General features: G+C 65.0%; 10 protein-coding genes and 2 pseudogenes. 7 read left to right on the top strand and 5 right to left on the bottom strand.

Translation table 11 applies throughout. From position 1 onward, the window contains the following. Nucleotides 1-138: 138 nt before the first annotated feature. Both AADZ78_RS06275 and AADZ78_RS06270 read left to right on the top strand, forming a co-directional pair. The gene (locus tag AADZ78_RS06275) at nucleotides 139-2,388 is read left to right on the top strand and encodes a SulP family inorganic anion transporter (protein ID WP_085251010.1); all 2,250 of its coding nucleotides are present in this window, start codon (nucleotides 139-141) and stop codon (nucleotides 2,386-2,388) included. 47 nt (nucleotides 2,389-2,435) lie between these two features. Beyond that, entirely contained in the window at nucleotides 2,436-3,128 is a 693-nt protein-coding gene (locus AADZ78_RS06270; RefSeq protein WP_085251011.1) for a class I SAM-dependent methyltransferase, read from the top strand. 5 nt (nucleotides 3,129-3,133) lie between these two features. Here the strand turns inward: AADZ78_RS06270 and AADZ78_RS06265 are convergent, their stop codons facing one another. From AADZ78_RS06265 to AADZ78_RS06255, 3 genes are read right to left on the bottom strand one after another with little or no spacing between them, the layout of a single operon-like run. Next, on the bottom strand, nucleotides 3,134-4,303 hold the full coding sequence (locus AADZ78_RS06265; RefSeq protein WP_085251012.1) for an acyl-CoA dehydrogenase: 1,170 nt from the start codon (nucleotides 4,301-4,303) through the stop codon (nucleotides 3,134-3,136). A gap of 19 nt (nucleotides 4,304-4,322) precedes the next feature. Next, nucleotides 4,323-4,889: a 5-(carboxyamino)imidazole ribonucleotide mutase gene (gene purE, locus AADZ78_RS06260; RefSeq protein WP_085251013.1), complete on the bottom strand. Its 567-nt coding sequence runs from the start codon at nucleotides 4,887-4,889 to the stop codon at nucleotides 4,323-4,325. A gap of 22 nt (nucleotides 4,890-4,911) precedes the next feature. Further along, a complete protein-coding gene (locus tag AADZ78_RS06255; protein ID WP_264033470.1) occupies nucleotides 4,912-6,147 on the bottom strand; it encodes a 5-(carboxyamino)imidazole ribonucleotide synthase in 1,236 nt (411 codons plus the stop codon). A 107-nt stretch (nucleotides 6,148-6,254) separates the two neighbouring features. On the opposite strand from AADZ78_RS06255, the gene AADZ78_RS06250 reads away from it, so the two are divergent. Further along, nucleotides 6,255-6,926 (top strand): GtrA family protein, encoded by a 672-nt coding sequence (locus AADZ78_RS06250; protein WP_085251080.1) that lies wholly within the window; start codon nucleotides 6,255-6,257, stop codon nucleotides 6,924-6,926. Here the strand turns inward: AADZ78_RS06250 and AADZ78_RS06245 are convergent. Together AADZ78_RS06245 and AADZ78_RS06240 are read right to left on the bottom strand one after the other, a co-directional pair. After that, entirely contained in the window at nucleotides 6,881-7,399 is a 519-nt protein-coding gene (locus AADZ78_RS06245) for a PH domain-containing protein (RefSeq protein WP_085251014.1), read from the bottom strand. The two genes, AADZ78_RS06250 and AADZ78_RS06245, sit on opposite strands and share 46 nt — an antisense overlap. Nucleotides 7,400-7,409: 10 nt before the next feature. Continuing rightward, complete coding sequence (locus tag AADZ78_RS06240) at nucleotides 7,410-8,225, bottom strand: biotin--[acetyl-CoA-carboxylase] ligase (RefSeq protein ID WP_085251015.1); 816 nt, start codon at nucleotides 8,223-8,225, stop codon at nucleotides 7,410-7,412. Nucleotides 8,226-8,277: 52 nt separating this feature from the next. On the opposite strand from AADZ78_RS06240, the gene AADZ78_RS06235 reads away from it, so the two are divergent. The 4 genes and pseudogenes from AADZ78_RS06235 to AADZ78_RS06220 form a co-directional block, all read left to right on the top strand. Next, a complete protein-coding gene (locus AADZ78_RS06235) occupies nucleotides 8,278-9,927 on the top strand; it encodes an acyl-CoA carboxylase subunit beta (protein WP_085251016.1) in 1,650 nt (549 codons plus the stop codon). Between the two features lie 14 nt (nucleotides 9,928-9,941). Beyond that, a pseudogene (locus AADZ78_RS06230) lies at nucleotides 9,942-10,154 on the top strand (acyl-CoA carboxylase subunit epsilon); the annotation flags it as partial. Then, a complete protein-coding gene (locus tag AADZ78_RS06225) occupies nucleotides 10,151-10,801 on the top strand; it encodes a Maf family protein (protein WP_085251018.1) in 651 nt (216 codons plus the stop codon). The pseudogene AADZ78_RS06230 and the gene AADZ78_RS06225, both read left to right, overlap by 4 nt. A 154-nt stretch (nucleotides 10,802-10,955) precedes the next feature. Then, nucleotides 10,956-15,512: pseudogene (locus tag AADZ78_RS06220) on the top strand (amino acid adenylation domain-containing protein); the annotation flags it as partial.

Genomic DNA, 15,512 nt, shown 5'->3' with positions numbered 1-15,512 from the left:
GCGGGCTGCATTTGTTTGCTGTCCCGCAATTTTGTTCGATGTCGCTTGAAACACCACAGTCACGCCGGTCATGAACGGTCGTCAGCTCATAGCGGATCGCCGCCGACGACCTTCTGACCGGTTCCAAGGAGTCAATGTATGAGCACCGTTGCCAAGACCTACCCCGATGCGCCCCAGTCTGGAGCTCGGTGGATCCTGGCGAATCTGCGACACGACTTTCCCGCATCGCTTGTCGTGTTCCTTGTCGCACTGCCGCTTTCGCTAGGTATCGCGATCGCCTCCGGGGCTCCGCTGGTCGCCGGTTTGATCGCCGCGGTGGTAGGCGGCATTGTCGCCGGAGCATTCGGCGGGTCATCGGTTCAGGTCAGTGGCCCGGCCGCGGGCCTCACGGTGGTCGTCGCCGATCTGATCGAGCAGCTCGGTTGGCAAATGGTGTGCCTGATGACCATTGCGGCAGGCGTATTGCAGATCCTGTTCGGCGTGAGTCGGATGGCTCGCGCCGCGCTGGCGATTGCTCCCGTCGTGGTGCACGCCATGCTGGCAGGCATCGGTATCACCATCGCGCTGCAGCAAATTCATGTCCTGGTCGGTGGTACGTCGCGAAGCTCGGCCTGGCAGAACATCGTGGCGTTGCCCAACGGCCTGCTCAATCACGAACTGCACGAAGTGATCGTCGGCGGGACGGTCATTGTCATTCTGTTGCTGTGGACGAAGCTGCCGCCCAAGGTGCGCATGATTCCCGGCCCGCTCGTGGCGATCGCGGCGGCGACCGCGCTGTCGTTGGTGGTGGACCTGCACGTCGAGCGGATCGACCTCTCAGGCAACTTCTTCGAGGCGATCGGCTTGCCCCATCTTCCCCACGCTGCCCCCGGAGGGCAGCCCTGGACGCATGAAACTAGCGCCATCGTCATCGGTGTCTTCACGATCGCGCTGATCGCCAGCGTCGAATCACTGCTGTGTGCGGTCGGTGTCGACAAGCTGCACAGCGGCCCGCGCACCAATTTCAACAAGGAGATGATCGGACAGGGCAGCGCGAACATGCTGTCCGGACTCCTCGGCGGGCTGCCGATCACCGGCGTCATCGTGCGCAGCTCGGCCAACGTAGCCGCCGGCGCACGCACCCGGATGTCGGCGATACTGCACGGCGTATGGGTGCTGCTGTTCGCGTCCATGTTCACCAACTTGGTGGAACTCATTCCCAAAGCGGCGCTGGCTGGCCTGCTCATCGTGATCGGTATCCAGCTCGTCACACTGGCCCACATCCAACTCGCTTGGCGCACCGGCAATTTTGCGATCTACGTCGTCACCATCGTGTGCGTCGTGTTCCTCAACCTGTTGGAAGGCGTGGCTATCGGACTTGCTGTCGCGGTAGCCATCCTGTTGGTCCGAGTTGTGCGCGCGCCCATTGAGGCCAAGCCATTGAGCGAGGAAGCAAAGCATTGGCGGGTCGACATAGACGGCACGCTCAGCTTCCTGCTCCTGCCCCGCCTTACCCACGTGCTTTCGACGCTTCCGCGAGGCACGGACGTGACGCTAAGCCTCAACGCGGACTACATCGATCACTCCATTTCCGAAGCAATTTCGGACTGGAAAGCTGGCCACGAGGCGACCGGCGGCTCGGTAGCCATCGTTGAAACGTCGCCCGCGAACCTGCATAGCGCGCACAGTGGTCCGCCGAAGCGCCACTACACGCCCCGGTCGCTGCGCGCGGTGCCCTGGCCATCCCGGCGTGACCATGCTCGCGACAACACCGAATCCCCGATTCGCCACGGCATTGCCGAATACCACCGCAACGGTGTCGACGCGCTGCACCGCCACGTCTCCGGCCTGGCCGATTCGCCCAATCCGGACACGTTGTTCCTGACGTGTGCCGACTCGCGAATTCTGCCCGATGTCATCACCGCCAGTCGACCGGGTGACCTCTACATCGTCCGCAACGTTGGCAACCTGGTACCGATCGATCCGACCGAACGTTCGGTGGACGCCGCGCTCGACTTCGCGGTCAACAAGCTCGGCGTGAGTTCGGTGGTCGTCTGCGGCCATTCGTCGTGCGACGCCATGAGGGCGTTGCTGGAGAAGTCGACGGACCAAGCGGCGACTCCGATGGACCGCTGGCTTGAGCATGCGAACGACAGTCTGGCCGCCTACCACGATGACCATCCGGCGCGCGCGAGCGCCACCAGCAACGGCTTCAGCGAAGTGGACCGGCTGGCGATCGTGAACGTGGCCGTACAGGTGGAAAGGCTCACCCACCACGAGATCCTGGCCCCCGCAGTGGCGTCCGGCGCGCTATACGTCGTCGGTATGTTCTTCGATCTCGCGACGGCTCATGTGCTAGAGGTGACCCAGGACGGCCTCATTCCCCCTGTTGACGCGGAGGCCCATTAGCGTCAAACCGGCCCCGACGCCACTTGACACCCGTTAACATCGCCGGCATGCCGATTGCGCCTTTCAACGACATCACCGCGACCTACACGCGGCTACATGCGTGGATGTACGAGACATTCGTGGCACCGGCCGTCTTCCCATCACACCCCGTCATCGACGAACGCTTTCTAGCGCACTTGCCGACGGGCGCCCATGTCCTGGACGTGGGATCGGGCGGTGGTCTTTTCACGAATTACATCGCTGATCAGCGGCCCGATTTGCACATCGTCGGCCTTGATCTCTCGCAGCCACAGATTGAACGTGCCACGAAGCGCATGCGTAACTACGCCGATCGCGTCCGCTTCCAACTGGGTGACGCAACCCGGCTCCCGTTCGGCGACCACGCTTTCGACGGCGTGATCAGCTATGGCTCCATCAAGCACTGGACGTCGCGCGAAACCGGGCTCGCCGAGTGCTTTCGGGTGCTCAAACCGGGTGGGCCGCTGCTGGTCACCGACGCGGATCGCAGCGCGATCTTCGAAGACGCGCAGGAGTTTGTAGGAAGGTATGCGATGCCGCGATTCTTGCGAGGTGTCAACCTGGCAATCTTCCGTACCTGGATCGCCGGCCGCTCCATCGATCTCGCCGACGCGCGCGACCTCGTCGACTGCGTTGATCTCATCGACAAGGACGCCAGTCGCATCGTCAATTCGCCGCTGATCATGATTTCCGGTCGCCGAGCGCCCGAGCCGGTTGGGTAGTCGACTCAGCGCAGCAGCGCTCGCGACATCACCACGCGCTGGATCTGATTGGTGCCCTCGTAGATCTGGGTGATCTTGGCGTCGCGCATCATCCGCTCGACCGGGAAGTCGACGGTATAGCCGGCTCCCCCAAACAGCTGCACCGCGTCGGTGGTGACCTCCATGGCCACGTCGGAGGCCAGGCACTTCGACGCTGCGGAGATGAACCCGAGGTTGGGTTCGCCGCGCTCGGCGCGCGCGGCGGCGGAGTAGACCATCAACCGCGCGGCCTCCACCTTCATCGCCATATCGGCGAGCATGAATTGCACGGCCTGAAAATCACTGATCGCTTGAGCGAACTGCTTGCGGTCCTTGGTGTAGGCGATCGCGGCATCCAATGCCCCCTGGGCGATGCCGACCGCCTGCGCGCCAATGGTCGGGCGGGTGTGATCCAGGGTGGCCAGCGCCGTCTTGAACCCGGTGCCCGGCTCGCCGATGATCCGATCGCCGGGAATCCGGCAGTTTTCGAAGTACAGCTCGGTGGTGGGCGAGCCCTTGATACCCAGCTTGCGTTCCTTGGGGCCGACGACGAAGCCCTCGTCGTCCTTGTGCACCATGAACGCCGAAATTCCATTGGCGCCCCGGTCGGGATCGGTCACCGCCATTACGGTGTACCAGGATGACTTGCCGCCGTTGGTGATCCAGCATTTGGCGCCGTTGATAATCCAGTCGTCACCGTCGGCCTTGGCCCGGGTCCGCATCGACGCCGCGTCCGAGCCGGCCTCCCGCTCGCTGAGGGCGTACGAGGCCATCGCGGTGCCGTCGGCGAGCTGCGGCAGCACCTGCTTCTTCAACTCCTCGGACCCGCGCAGGATCAGGCCCATGGTGCCCAGCTTGTTCACCGCGGGGATCAACGAGGCCGACGCATCGACGCGGGCCACCTCCTCGATGACGATGCACGCCGCCACCGAGTCCGCACCCTGGCCGCCGTATTCCTCGGGAACGTGCACGGCGTTGAAACCCGAGGCGTTCAGCGCGTCCAGGGCCTCCTGCGGGAACCGGGAGTTCTCGTCGACATCGGCGGCGTGTGGAGCGATCTCCTTTTCCGCCAACGCCCGAATCGCCGCCCGCAGCTCTTGGTGCTCCTCGGGCAGTTGGAACAAATCGAATGACGGGTTTCCGGCCCATCCAGCCATGTTGGCCTCCTTGCTGACTCTAATGTCGCCGACCCGCTTCGCCCGGCTGCGCCGCGCTCGCGATCGACGACTCGCCGGTCAATTTACCGTGCAGCTGCTGTAGCGCCGCATCCTTGGCGCGGACCGTCTCGGCCAGCTGGTCCTGAAACGCCACGATTCGGGCACGCAGTTCCGGGTCCGACGATCCCAACATCCGCACGGCCAGCAGGCCGGCGTTGCGGGCGCCGCCGATGGACACCGTGGCCACCGGAACACCGGCCGGCATCTGCACGATCGACAACAGCGAATCGAGGCCGTCGAGGCGCGCCAGCGGCACCGGCACGCCGATCACCGGCAGCGGCGTGGCCGAGGCGACCATGCCGGGCAGGTGTGCGGCACCGCCGGCCCCGGCGATGATCACCTCGAGGCCGCGATCGGCCGCGCCGCGGGCGTAGTCGAACATGACCGCGGGCGTGCGATGCGCCGAAACCACCCGAACCTCCATCGGGATATCGAACTCGGCCAATGCGGCGGCCGCGTCCTGCATCACCGACCAGTCGCTGTCGCTGCCCATGATCACGCCGACCCGAGCGGCCTGTTTAGTCATGTGGATCCCATCCGTCAGGCATTTAGCGCCGCTCCTCTCCCCCGCAAGCGGGAGGTGCCCCCACATCGCTCTTTTGCTCTGCATCGTCGCCGGCGCGCCACTGCGCATGCGACAACCAGTGCGCCGCCAGCTCGGCGCGTTCTCGCAACTTGCCAACATCGTCGCCGAGAAAGTTGATGTGCCCCACCTTGCGGCCGGGACGCTCGGCCTTGCCATAGAGATGAACACGAGCGTCGGGCATCCGCGCGAAGAGATGGTGCAACCGCTCATCGAGAGACATCGCCGGCGGTTGCGCGGCGCCCAGCACATTGGCCATGACCGTGACCGGCGCGATGGCGTCGGTATCGCCGAGCGGGTAGTCCAGCACCGCGCGCAGATGCTGCTCGAACTGGCTGGTCCGGGCCCCGTCCATGGTCCAGTGCCCCGAGTTGTGCGGGCGCATCGCGAGTTCGTTGACCAGCAATGCGCCGTCGGCGGTCTCGAACAGCTCAACGGCAAGCACACCGATGACCCCGAGTTCGGCCGCCACGCGCAACGCCAGCTGCTGCGCCGCCGACGCCGTCTCGTCGGGCAGCTCCGGCGCCGGCGCGATCACCAGCACACAGATGCCGTCGCGCTGCACCGTCTCCACTACCGGCCAGACGGCACCCTGGCCGAACGGCGAGCGCGCCACCAGCGCCGACAATTCGCGGCGCAGGTTCACCTGTTCCTCGGCCATCACCGGCACCCCATCGGCCAGGAAGGTGGCCGCGATTTCGCGGGCGTGCAAAGGATCGCGGGCCATCCTCACCCCGCGCCCGTCGTAACCGCCGCGGACAGCTTTCACGACAACGGGTCCGGCTATGCGCTGCGCGAAGGCATCAAGTTCGTCGATGCTTTGGATCTCGGCGTAGCGGGGTACCGCCGCACCCAGGGCCTCCAGCCGTCGGCGCATGTGGAGCTTGTCCTGAGCGTGCATCAGGGCCTGCGGCGGCGGCGCCACGTTGACGCCCTCGGCGACCAGCTTCTCCAGCAGCTCGGTTGGGACATGCTCATGGTCGAAGGTCAGCGCGTCGGCTCCGGCCGCAACTCGACGCAAGTCCTCGAGGTCGGCATGCGAGCCGATCACGACGTTGGGAGTGACCTGTGCGGCGGCGTCATCGGGTGCATTAGCCAACACGCGCAGGTTCTGCCCGAGCGCGATCGCGGCTTGATGAGTCATCCGGGCAAGTTGACCGCCGCCAACCATGGCGACCAGCGGGGTGCGAGAGCTCGGCACGCCCTCATGTTGTCATGGCGCTTGACCGGCGTGTTTAGCGGCTAGGCGACCCGTTTGTTATCGACCATTTTGCGTCGATTTTGCGTACGTCCGTACACTGAGTGGTTGTGTCCTTTGCCGATGCCACGATTGCGCGTCTTCCCGGGGTGGTCCAACCCTTTGCACTGCGCCATCACGAACTGATCAAGTTTGCCATTGTCGGCGGCACCACATTCATCATCGACTCGGCAATTTTCTACACGCTGAAGCTCACAATTCTCGAGCCCAAACCGGTGACCGCCAAGGTGATCGCCGGCATCGTCGCGGTCATCGCGTCCTACGTGCTGAACCGGGAGTGGAGCTTCCGGGATCGTGGCGGCCGCGAGCGCCATCACGAGGCGCTGCTGTTCTTCGCGTTCAGCGGCGTCGGAGTGCTGCTGAGCATGGCGCCGCTGTGGTTCTCCAGCTACGTCCTGCAGCTGCGGGTGCCGACGGTGTCACTGACCGTGGAGAACCTCGCCGACTTCCTTTCGGCCTACATCATCGGCAACCTGCTGCAGATGGCGTTCCGCTTCTGGGCGTTTCGGCGCTGGGTGTTCCCCGACCAGTTCGCTCGCAACCCCGACAAGGCGCTGGAATCGGCCCTCACCGCCGGCGGTATCGCCGAAGTCTTCGAGGACGTCTTGGAGGGCGGCTTGGAAGATGGCAACGTCACGCTGTTGCGGGCGTGGCGCAGCCGGGCTAGCCGATACGCTCAGCTGGGTGACTCCTCCGAGCCCAGCGTGTCGAAGACTTCGTGATACAGCAGCGCGTGCACTTCGCGCAGACGCGGAATGTTGTAGAACTCCAACGGATCTTGTGACGCGGACTCGATAATCAGCGTTCCGGTGCGAAACATCCGTTCGAGAATCTTGTCCCGAAACTCCACGCTGTTGATCCGCGCCAGCGGGATGTCGATCCCGCTTCGGGTCAGCACCCCGTGCCGATACATCACGCGCCGGTTGGTCACCACGAAATGCGTGGTCAGCCAGCTCAAGAACGGCCACAGGGTAAGCCAGCCGACGATCACCAACCAGATGCCCCAGATCACGCCGTAGATGATGTTCTTGGCGAGCTGCTGCCAGTGCGTCGAGTTGACGAACCCAGAGCCCAATGCGGCCAGCCCGGTTACCAGGATCAGCGCGACCACCGGCCAGATCAGGCGCTTCCAGTGCGGATGACGATGCAGGACCACCTGCTCGCCGGCGGCCAGGGCATTGTCGGGATAGCTCATGTTCGCGACCTTAGCCCCGCAAATGCACCACGTCACCGGCCGAAACGATCACGGTTCGCGCCTGGTCGCCCTCCCAGGTCTCTAGGCACAGCCGGCCTTGCTCGTCGATGTCACGCGCGATCCCGACGACATCCTGTCCGCCGGGAAGCTGGGCACAGACCCGTGACCCGATGGTCAGGCTGCGGGCCCGATAGTCGGCTGCCAGCTGGGCGTCGGCTCCGCGCGCGGCCCGCCAGTCGGTGATCCGCTCCCCGAGCTCGCGCAGCAGCCTGCGGACCAGGACGTCCCGATCGGGTGCCGTCACGCCTTGGTCCAGAAGTGAGGTTGCCCCGGGATCGCCAACCTCCTCCGGGGACTGCGTGACGTTGAGCCCGATGCCGACGACCGCGAACGGTTGCGCGACCTCGGTCAGGATTCCCGCCAGCTTGCCGCCACCGGCCAGCACATCGTTGGGCCACTTCAGGCCCGCTTCGACCGTGGTCACCGCGGCCACCGAGTCGACCACCGCCAGACCCGCGGCCAGCGACAACCAGCCCCATGCGGCCGTGGGAACATCATCCACACGCACCCCGGCCGACAGGGTGATCTGCGCCCGTGCAGCGGCCGACCAGCTGCGGCCATGACGGCCACGCCCAGCGGTCTGGTGCTCGGCAATCAGCACCGCCCCATCGATGTCGGCGCCCGATGCCGCTCGTGCCAGCAGATCGGCGTTGGTGGAGCCGGTCTCGGTTACGACGTCGAGTTGCCGCCAACGCGCACCCGTGCCGATCAGCTCGTCGCGCAGTGAGCGCTCGTCCAGTGGCAGCCGGAGCTGATTGCGGTCCATCGCACCAGCCTAAAGACGGCGGTATGGCGGCTGGCCGATAACATCGACTCCCATGACAAGCGTTAGCGACCGCTCGGCTCATTCCGCAGAGCGGTCCACCGAGCACATCGTCGATATTCACACCACCGCCGGCAAGCTGGCGGAACTGCACAAGCGCAGGGAAGAGTCGCTGCATCCGATGGGTGAGGCCGCCGTCGACAAGGTCCACGCCAAGGGCAAGCTCACGGCGCGCGAGCGCATCTACGCGCTGCTCGACGAGGATTCGTTCGTCGAACTCGACGCGTTGGCCAAGCACCGCAGCACCAACTTCGGGCTGGAAAACAACCGCCCGCTCGGCGATGGCGTGGTCACCGGCTACGGCACCATCGACGGCCGCGACGTGTGCATCTTCAGCCAGGACGCCACGGTATTCGGCGGCAGCCTGGGTGAGGTTTACGGCGAGAAGATCGTCAAGGTTCAAGAACTTGCGATCAAGACCGGCCGACCTCTCATCGGCATCAACGACGGCGCGGGCGCGCGGATCCAGGAGGGCGTCGTCTCGCTGGGCCTCTACAGCCGGATCTTTCGCAACAACATCCTGGCCTCGGGCGTCGTCCCGCAGATCTCGTTGATCATGGGTGCCGCCGCCGGCGGTCACGTCTACTCTCCCGCGCTGACCGATTTCGTGATCATGGTCGACCAGACCAGTCAGATGTTCATCACCGGACCCGACGTCATCAAGACCGTCACCGGCGAGGACGTCACCATGGAGGAACTCGGCGGCGCCCACACCCACATGGCCAAGTCGGGGACGGCCCACTACGTCGCATCCGGTGAGCAGGACGCTTTTGACTATGTTCGCGAGCTGCTGAGCTACCTGCCGCCCAACAATGCCACCGACCCACCGCGGTACCAAGTCGCGCTGCCTACTGGGCCCATTGAGGAAAACCTGACCGAGGAAGACCTCGAGCTGGACACGCTGATCCCGGACTCGCCGAATCAGCCCTACGACATGCACGAGGTGATCACCCGCATCCTCGACGAGGACGAATTCCTGGAAATACAAGCGGGTTACGCCCAGAACGTCGTGGTGGGATTCGGCCGCGTCGAGGGTCGGCCGGTGGGCATCGTCGCCAACCAGCCGACGCACTTCGCCGGCTGCCTGGACATCGACGCCTCGGAGAAGGCGGCGCGGTTCGTGCGGACCTGCGACTGCTTCAACATCCCGATCGTGATGCTGGTGGACGTTCCGGGGTTTTTGCCGGGCACTGGCCAGGAGTACAACGGCATCATCCGGCGCGGCGCCAAGCTGCTCTACGCCTACGGCGAGGCCACCGTCCCCAAGATCACCGTCATCACCCGCAAGGCCTACGGCGGCGCGTACTGCGTGATGGGTTCCAAAGACATGGGCTGCGACGTCAACCTGGCCTGGCCGACCGCGCAGATCGCGGTGATGGGCGCCTCCGGCGCCGTCGGCTTCGTCTACCGCCAACAACTGGCCGAGGCCGCCCGCAACGGCGAGGACGTTGATGCGCTGCGGCTGCAGCTGCAGCAGGAATACGAGGACACGCTGGTCAATCCGTACGTCGCCGCCGAACGCGGATACGTCGACGCGGTGATCCCGCCGTCGTACACCCGCGGCTACATCGGTACGGCGCTGCGCCTGCTCGAACGCAAGATCGCCCAGACCCCGCCCAAGAAACACGGGAACATCCCCCTATGACCGACCAGCTGCAATACCCGCACGAGCCGCACATCGAGATCCTCAAGGGACACCCGAGCGATCAGGAGTTGGCCGCGCTGATCGCGGTGTTGGGCAGCATCAGCGGCCCGCCCCCGCCCCCCGCGCCCGAGCCCGCGCGGTGGGGGTTGCCGGTCGACAAGTTGCGGTACCCCGTCTTCAGCTGGCAGCGCATCACCCTGCAGGAATTGACGCATATGCGCCGATGACCCGGCTGGTGCTCGGGTCCGCCTCCCTCGGTCGGCTCAAGGTTCTTCGCCAGGCAGGCATCGACCCGCTGGTGATCGTCTCCGGCGTCGACGAGCATATCGTCACCGCCGACCTAGGACCGGATGCTTCGCCAGCCGAGGTGGTGTCGGCTCTGGCCCTGGCCAAGGCCGCGCAGGTGACGGGAACGTTAGGTGGTCCGCAGAGCATTGTCGCCGCGGATTGCGTTGTTGTTGGCTGTGATTCGTTGCTCTACATCGATGGCCGATTGTGCGGAAAGCCGCAGTCGGTCGATGACGCACGCCACCAATGGCGTTCGATGGCCGGCCGCGCCGGACAGCTCTATACCGGGCATTGCGTTATCCGGTTGCTGGACAATAGAACCGTCAACCATGAGGCTGAAACCTCAATTACCACAGTCCATTTCGGGTCACCTTCGGCCGCAGACCTGGAGGCATACTTGGCCAGCGGGGAACCCCTGCGCATGGCCGGAGGGTTCACCCTGGACGGCCTCGGCGGCTGGTTCATCGACGGTGTTGAGGGCGATCCGTCGAACGTGATCGGCCTGAGCCTGCCGCTGCTGCGCTCCCTGCTGCACCGGGCGGGGCTGTCGCTCGCCGCGCTCTGGGCAGCGAACGGCGTTAAGTAATCCAGGCTCCTCCCGTCAAAATGCTCGAAACTCAAGCCACGGCGACCTCGCCCTGCATGTCGTGTACGTGGGTTGAGTGTCGCGTCGCCCAGGGGAACCGACATCACGGGATCTTCAACGGTCGAAGTCCACGACGACCACCTGGACATCACGTATGGAATCCGGGCGAGCCATAGACAGTGGTGCGCAAGCACTGACCCGAGCCACGCCTACTAGCTCACACACTATTGCATATTGCAAATTATGTATGCAGCATTATTGTGCTACGGCAACTGTGAGCGTTTTGCGCGGGCGGTTGTGCGACTTTGGTGTGCCGCGGTATGCCACGTTGGTTGATTCTTCACGCGGCGACTTGGGGAGCTCAGGTGTTGATGGTTTTGTCGACGATGGAAGCGGCATAGCCGTGGCAGGCGCTCGCCTGGAGGCGACTTCGCCGCCTGAAGAGCATAAGCAGACCCTTCTGGACGGTTGGGGTAACCGCGCCGCATTGACATGCACCACAGCTCCGTCATCGTCGGTCCCAAACTTGTTTGCCGCGCAGGTGGCTCGCACTCCGGGTGCGCCGGCGTTGACGTTCAACGGCGTGACGTTGAACTATCGCGAGCTTGACGGGGCCGCTGATCGGCTTGCGCAGGTGTTGGTTGGGCGCGGCATAGGTCGTGGTGATGTGGTGGCGTTGTTGTTTGAGCGGTCGGCTGATGCGGTGATCGCGATTTTGGCGGTACTCAAGTCGGGGGCGGCGTATCTGGCGATCGATCCGGCACTTCCGGATGTCCGCATCGGGTTCATGCTCGCCGATGCCGCCCCGAGGGTGGCGCTGAGCACCGCTGGCCTACGCGAGCGGTTGGCTGGGCACGACGTGGTGGTCATCGACGTCGCCGAGACGCCCACCGATACACACAGCGTGGCCGCGCAGGCTGAACCACCTAGCGCCGAAGACATCGCCTACCTCGTCTACACCTCCGGCACTACGGGGACCCCGAAGGGCGTGGCCATCAGCCACCACAACATCGCCCAGTTGCTCGCCACACCGGCCCTGTTCACCCCAACAGCGGGCCAGGCATGGAGCCAGTGCCATTCCTACGGTTTCGATTTCTCGGTGTGGGAGATCTGGGGCGCGCTGCTGCACGGCGGGCGGCTGGTCGTGGTGCCCGAAACGCTGACCCGCTCACCAGCAGAGTTACACAGATTACTGGTCTGCGAGCGCATTGACGTGGTCAGCCAAACCCCCTCAGCGGCAGCGGTGTTGCCAACGCAGGGTTTGGAGTCGGTGACGCTGGTCGTCGGTGGTGAAGCGTGCCCGCCCGAGGTGGTGGATCGGTGGGCCCCGGGGCGGGTGATGATCAATCAATACGGCCCGTCGGAGACGACGATGTATGTGGCCACGACGCGGTTGGTGGCGGGTTCGGGTGTGGTGCCGATCGGGTCACCGGTGCCGGGAGCGGCGTTGTTCGTGTTGGATACGGGGTTGCATCCGGTGCCCGTGGGTGTGGCCGGTGAGTTGTATGTGGCCGGGGCCGGGGTGGGCTATGGGTATGTGGGCCGGGCCGGGTTGACCGCATCCCGGTTCGTGGCATGCCCGTTCGGCGGTTACGGAACACGGATGTATCGCACCGGAGACCTGGTGCGCTGGACCGCCGACGGACAGCTGCAGTTCGTCGGACGCGCCGACGAACAGGTCAAGATCCGCGGCTACCGCATCGAACCCGCCGAGATCGAGTCGGTGCTGGCCACCCATCCCCACATCGCCCAAGCAGCCGTCGTCGCCCACCACGCCCGCGACGCCAGCGACCAACAGTTGGTGGCCTACGTGGTACGCGACCGCCACGCCGCCTTGGCCCGCGAACCCGACCGCGAAACCCCCCTGATCCAACAGTGGCAAGGCATCTACGACGACCTGTACTCCGGCGCGCTGCAACCCACCGCCTCAACCGAACTGGGCGACGACTTCACGGGCTGGAACAGCAGCTACACCGGCCAGCCCATCCCACTCGAGCACATGCAGCAATGGCGCGCGGCCGCCGTGGACCGCATCGGCGGATTGGCCCCACAGCGGGTGCTCGAAATCGGGGTGGGCTCCGGGCTGCTGTTGAGCCAGCTGGCCCCCCGCTGCGCCGAATACTGGGCCACCGACTTCTCGGCCCCCACCATCGACACCCTGCGCCACGCACTGGCCACCCAACCCTGGGGCCAGCGCGTGCAGCTACGAGTCCAACCCGCCGACGCCACCGACGGCCTACCCCACAACCACTTCGACGTCGTCATCCTCAACTCCGTCGTCCAATACTTCCCCAGCGCCGCCTACCTGCTCGACGTCCTCACCGCAGCACTGCAGCTGCTGACCCCCGGCGGGGCACTCTTCCTCGGCGACATCCGCAACCTGACCCTGCAGCCTGCCCTCAGCACCGCCATCGCCCGCGCCGACACCCCCCAAGCGCCCACCGCGACGATCCGCCAACGGCTCCGCCGCGACCTGCTCACCCAACACGAACTGCTGCTCGCACCCGACTTCTTCACCGCAGCAACCCGCCACATCCCCGACATCGCCGCCATCGATATCCAGCTCAAACCGATGCACGCGGTCAACGAACTCAGCAACTACCGCTACGACGTCATCCTGCGCAAAGCCCCCACCACCGCCCAGTCCCTGGCGCAGCTACCCACCCACCCCTGGCAACGCTGGCACGACCTCACCGCACTCGGCCAGCACCTGCAATCCCACCAACCCAACGCACTACGCATCACCGGAATCCCCCACGCCGGCATATGGACCGACGTGACCACCGCACACGCCCTCCATCACGCCGCCGATCACACCCCCCTGCACCAACTAGCCACCCCACCACCCCCCGACGCCGTGCTGCCCCACCAATGCCGTCAGCTGGGCCAGCAACTGGGCTACACCACCACCATCACCTACTCACCCACCCCCGGACTGATCGACCTCATCTACACCCGCACCACCACCACCGCACTCACCGACGTCTACCTGCCCGCGCACCCCGTCGGACCCATCACCGACTACGTCAACGACCCCGCCACCGCCCAGCTCAGCACCCAACTGCGCCAATTCGCCGCCACCCAACTACCCCCCTACATGGTCCCCGCAACGATCATGGTCCTCGACTCGCTACCACTCACCGTCAACGGCAAACTCGACCGACACGCCCTCCCAGCCCCCGAATTCCTCACCACCACCACCTACCAAGCCCCCCGCAACCCCCACGAACACACCCTGACCACACTCTTTAGCGAAACCCTCAACATCACACCCATCGGCATCAACGACAACTTCTTCGACCTCGGCGGACACTCCCTATCAGCAACCCGACTCATCGCACGCATCCGAACCGAACTCGCCACCGAAGTCCCCATCCGCGTCATCTTCGAATCACCCACCGTCGCCCAACTAGCCCACTGGATCACCACCCAACCCACACACCAACCACAAACCCCCCTCACCCCCCGGCCCCGACCACAACACATCCCACTTTCCTACGCACAGCAACGGATGTGGGATATGCACCATCTGGCGCCCGATGCCCCGATCTACCACATACCCTTGGCGCTGCGGCTGCGCGGCGAGCTCGATGTTGGCGCGTTAGGCCACGCACTGGCCGACGTGGTGAACCGCCACGAGACGTTGCGCACCGTCGTCGCCGCCGTCGACGGCGCGTTGCACCAAGTCGTTTTGCCCGCCGAACGCGCGGACATGGGCTGGCGAATCATCGACGCCGCCGGATGGTCCGGCGAGCGGCTCCACCAATCCCTGACCGCACATGCCAGCGCCATCTTCGATTTGTCCACCCAGATCCCACTGCGCGCCCAGCTTTATCGCGTCGCCCGCGACGAACACGTATTGGCCATCACCTTGCATCACATTGCCGCCGATGGCGGGTCGCTGGCCCCACTGGCATCCGATCTGGACGCTGCTTACCGCAGTCGTCGCGCCGGGCGTGCCCCAACCTGGGTCCCACTACCCGTCCAATACGCCGATTACGCCCTGTGGCAACGCGACTACCTGGGTGATCCCGCCGACCCCGAAAGCGTCGTCGGGACGCAACTGCAGTATTGGGAGAATGCGCTCGCCGGTATCCCGGAGCGACTCGAATTGCCCACCGACCGTCCCTACCCGCCAGTCGCCGACTACCGCGGCGATACGGTCGCAGTGCACTTGCCCACGACACTGCACGTCCAGATAGCCCGGCTGGCGCGCGACCATCGCGCGACCAGCTTCATGGTTGTCCATGCGGCACTGGCCGCACTGCTGTCCGAACTCAGCGGCAGCAACGATATTCCCATCGGAATCAACGTTGCCGGGCGTAACCACCCGATGCTGGACGACTTGGTCGGTGCCTTCTCCAACAGCATGGTGCTGCGCACGGAAATAGGCGATAACCCTACCTTTGCGCAACTGCTGGACCAGGTGCGGAGGCGCACCTTGGCGGCGTTCGATCGCCAGGACGTGCCGTTCGGTGTTCTAGTCGAGTTGCTCAATCCCACCCCGTCGCCGAGCCATACGCCGCTGCGTCAAGTGATCTTGGTCTGGCACAACACCCAGTCCGCCAAGTGGGTGTTGGACGATCTGAAAATCACCGCTGTCCCGCTGCACACCCGTGTGGCGCGGATGGACTTGGTGTTGTCTCTCACTGAAAAATTCACTGACGCCGGTCTCCCCGCAGGAATCAGTGGCGTGGCGGAATATCGCACC

The sequence above is a fragment of the Mycobacterium riyadhense genome (assembly GCF_963853645.1).
Taxonomy (GTDB): Bacteria; Actinomycetota; Actinomycetes; order Mycobacteriales; family Mycobacteriaceae; genus Mycobacterium; species Mycobacterium riyadhense.
Note: the sequence above shows the minus strand (reverse complement) of the source record. Positions and strands in the feature narration are given on the sequence as shown.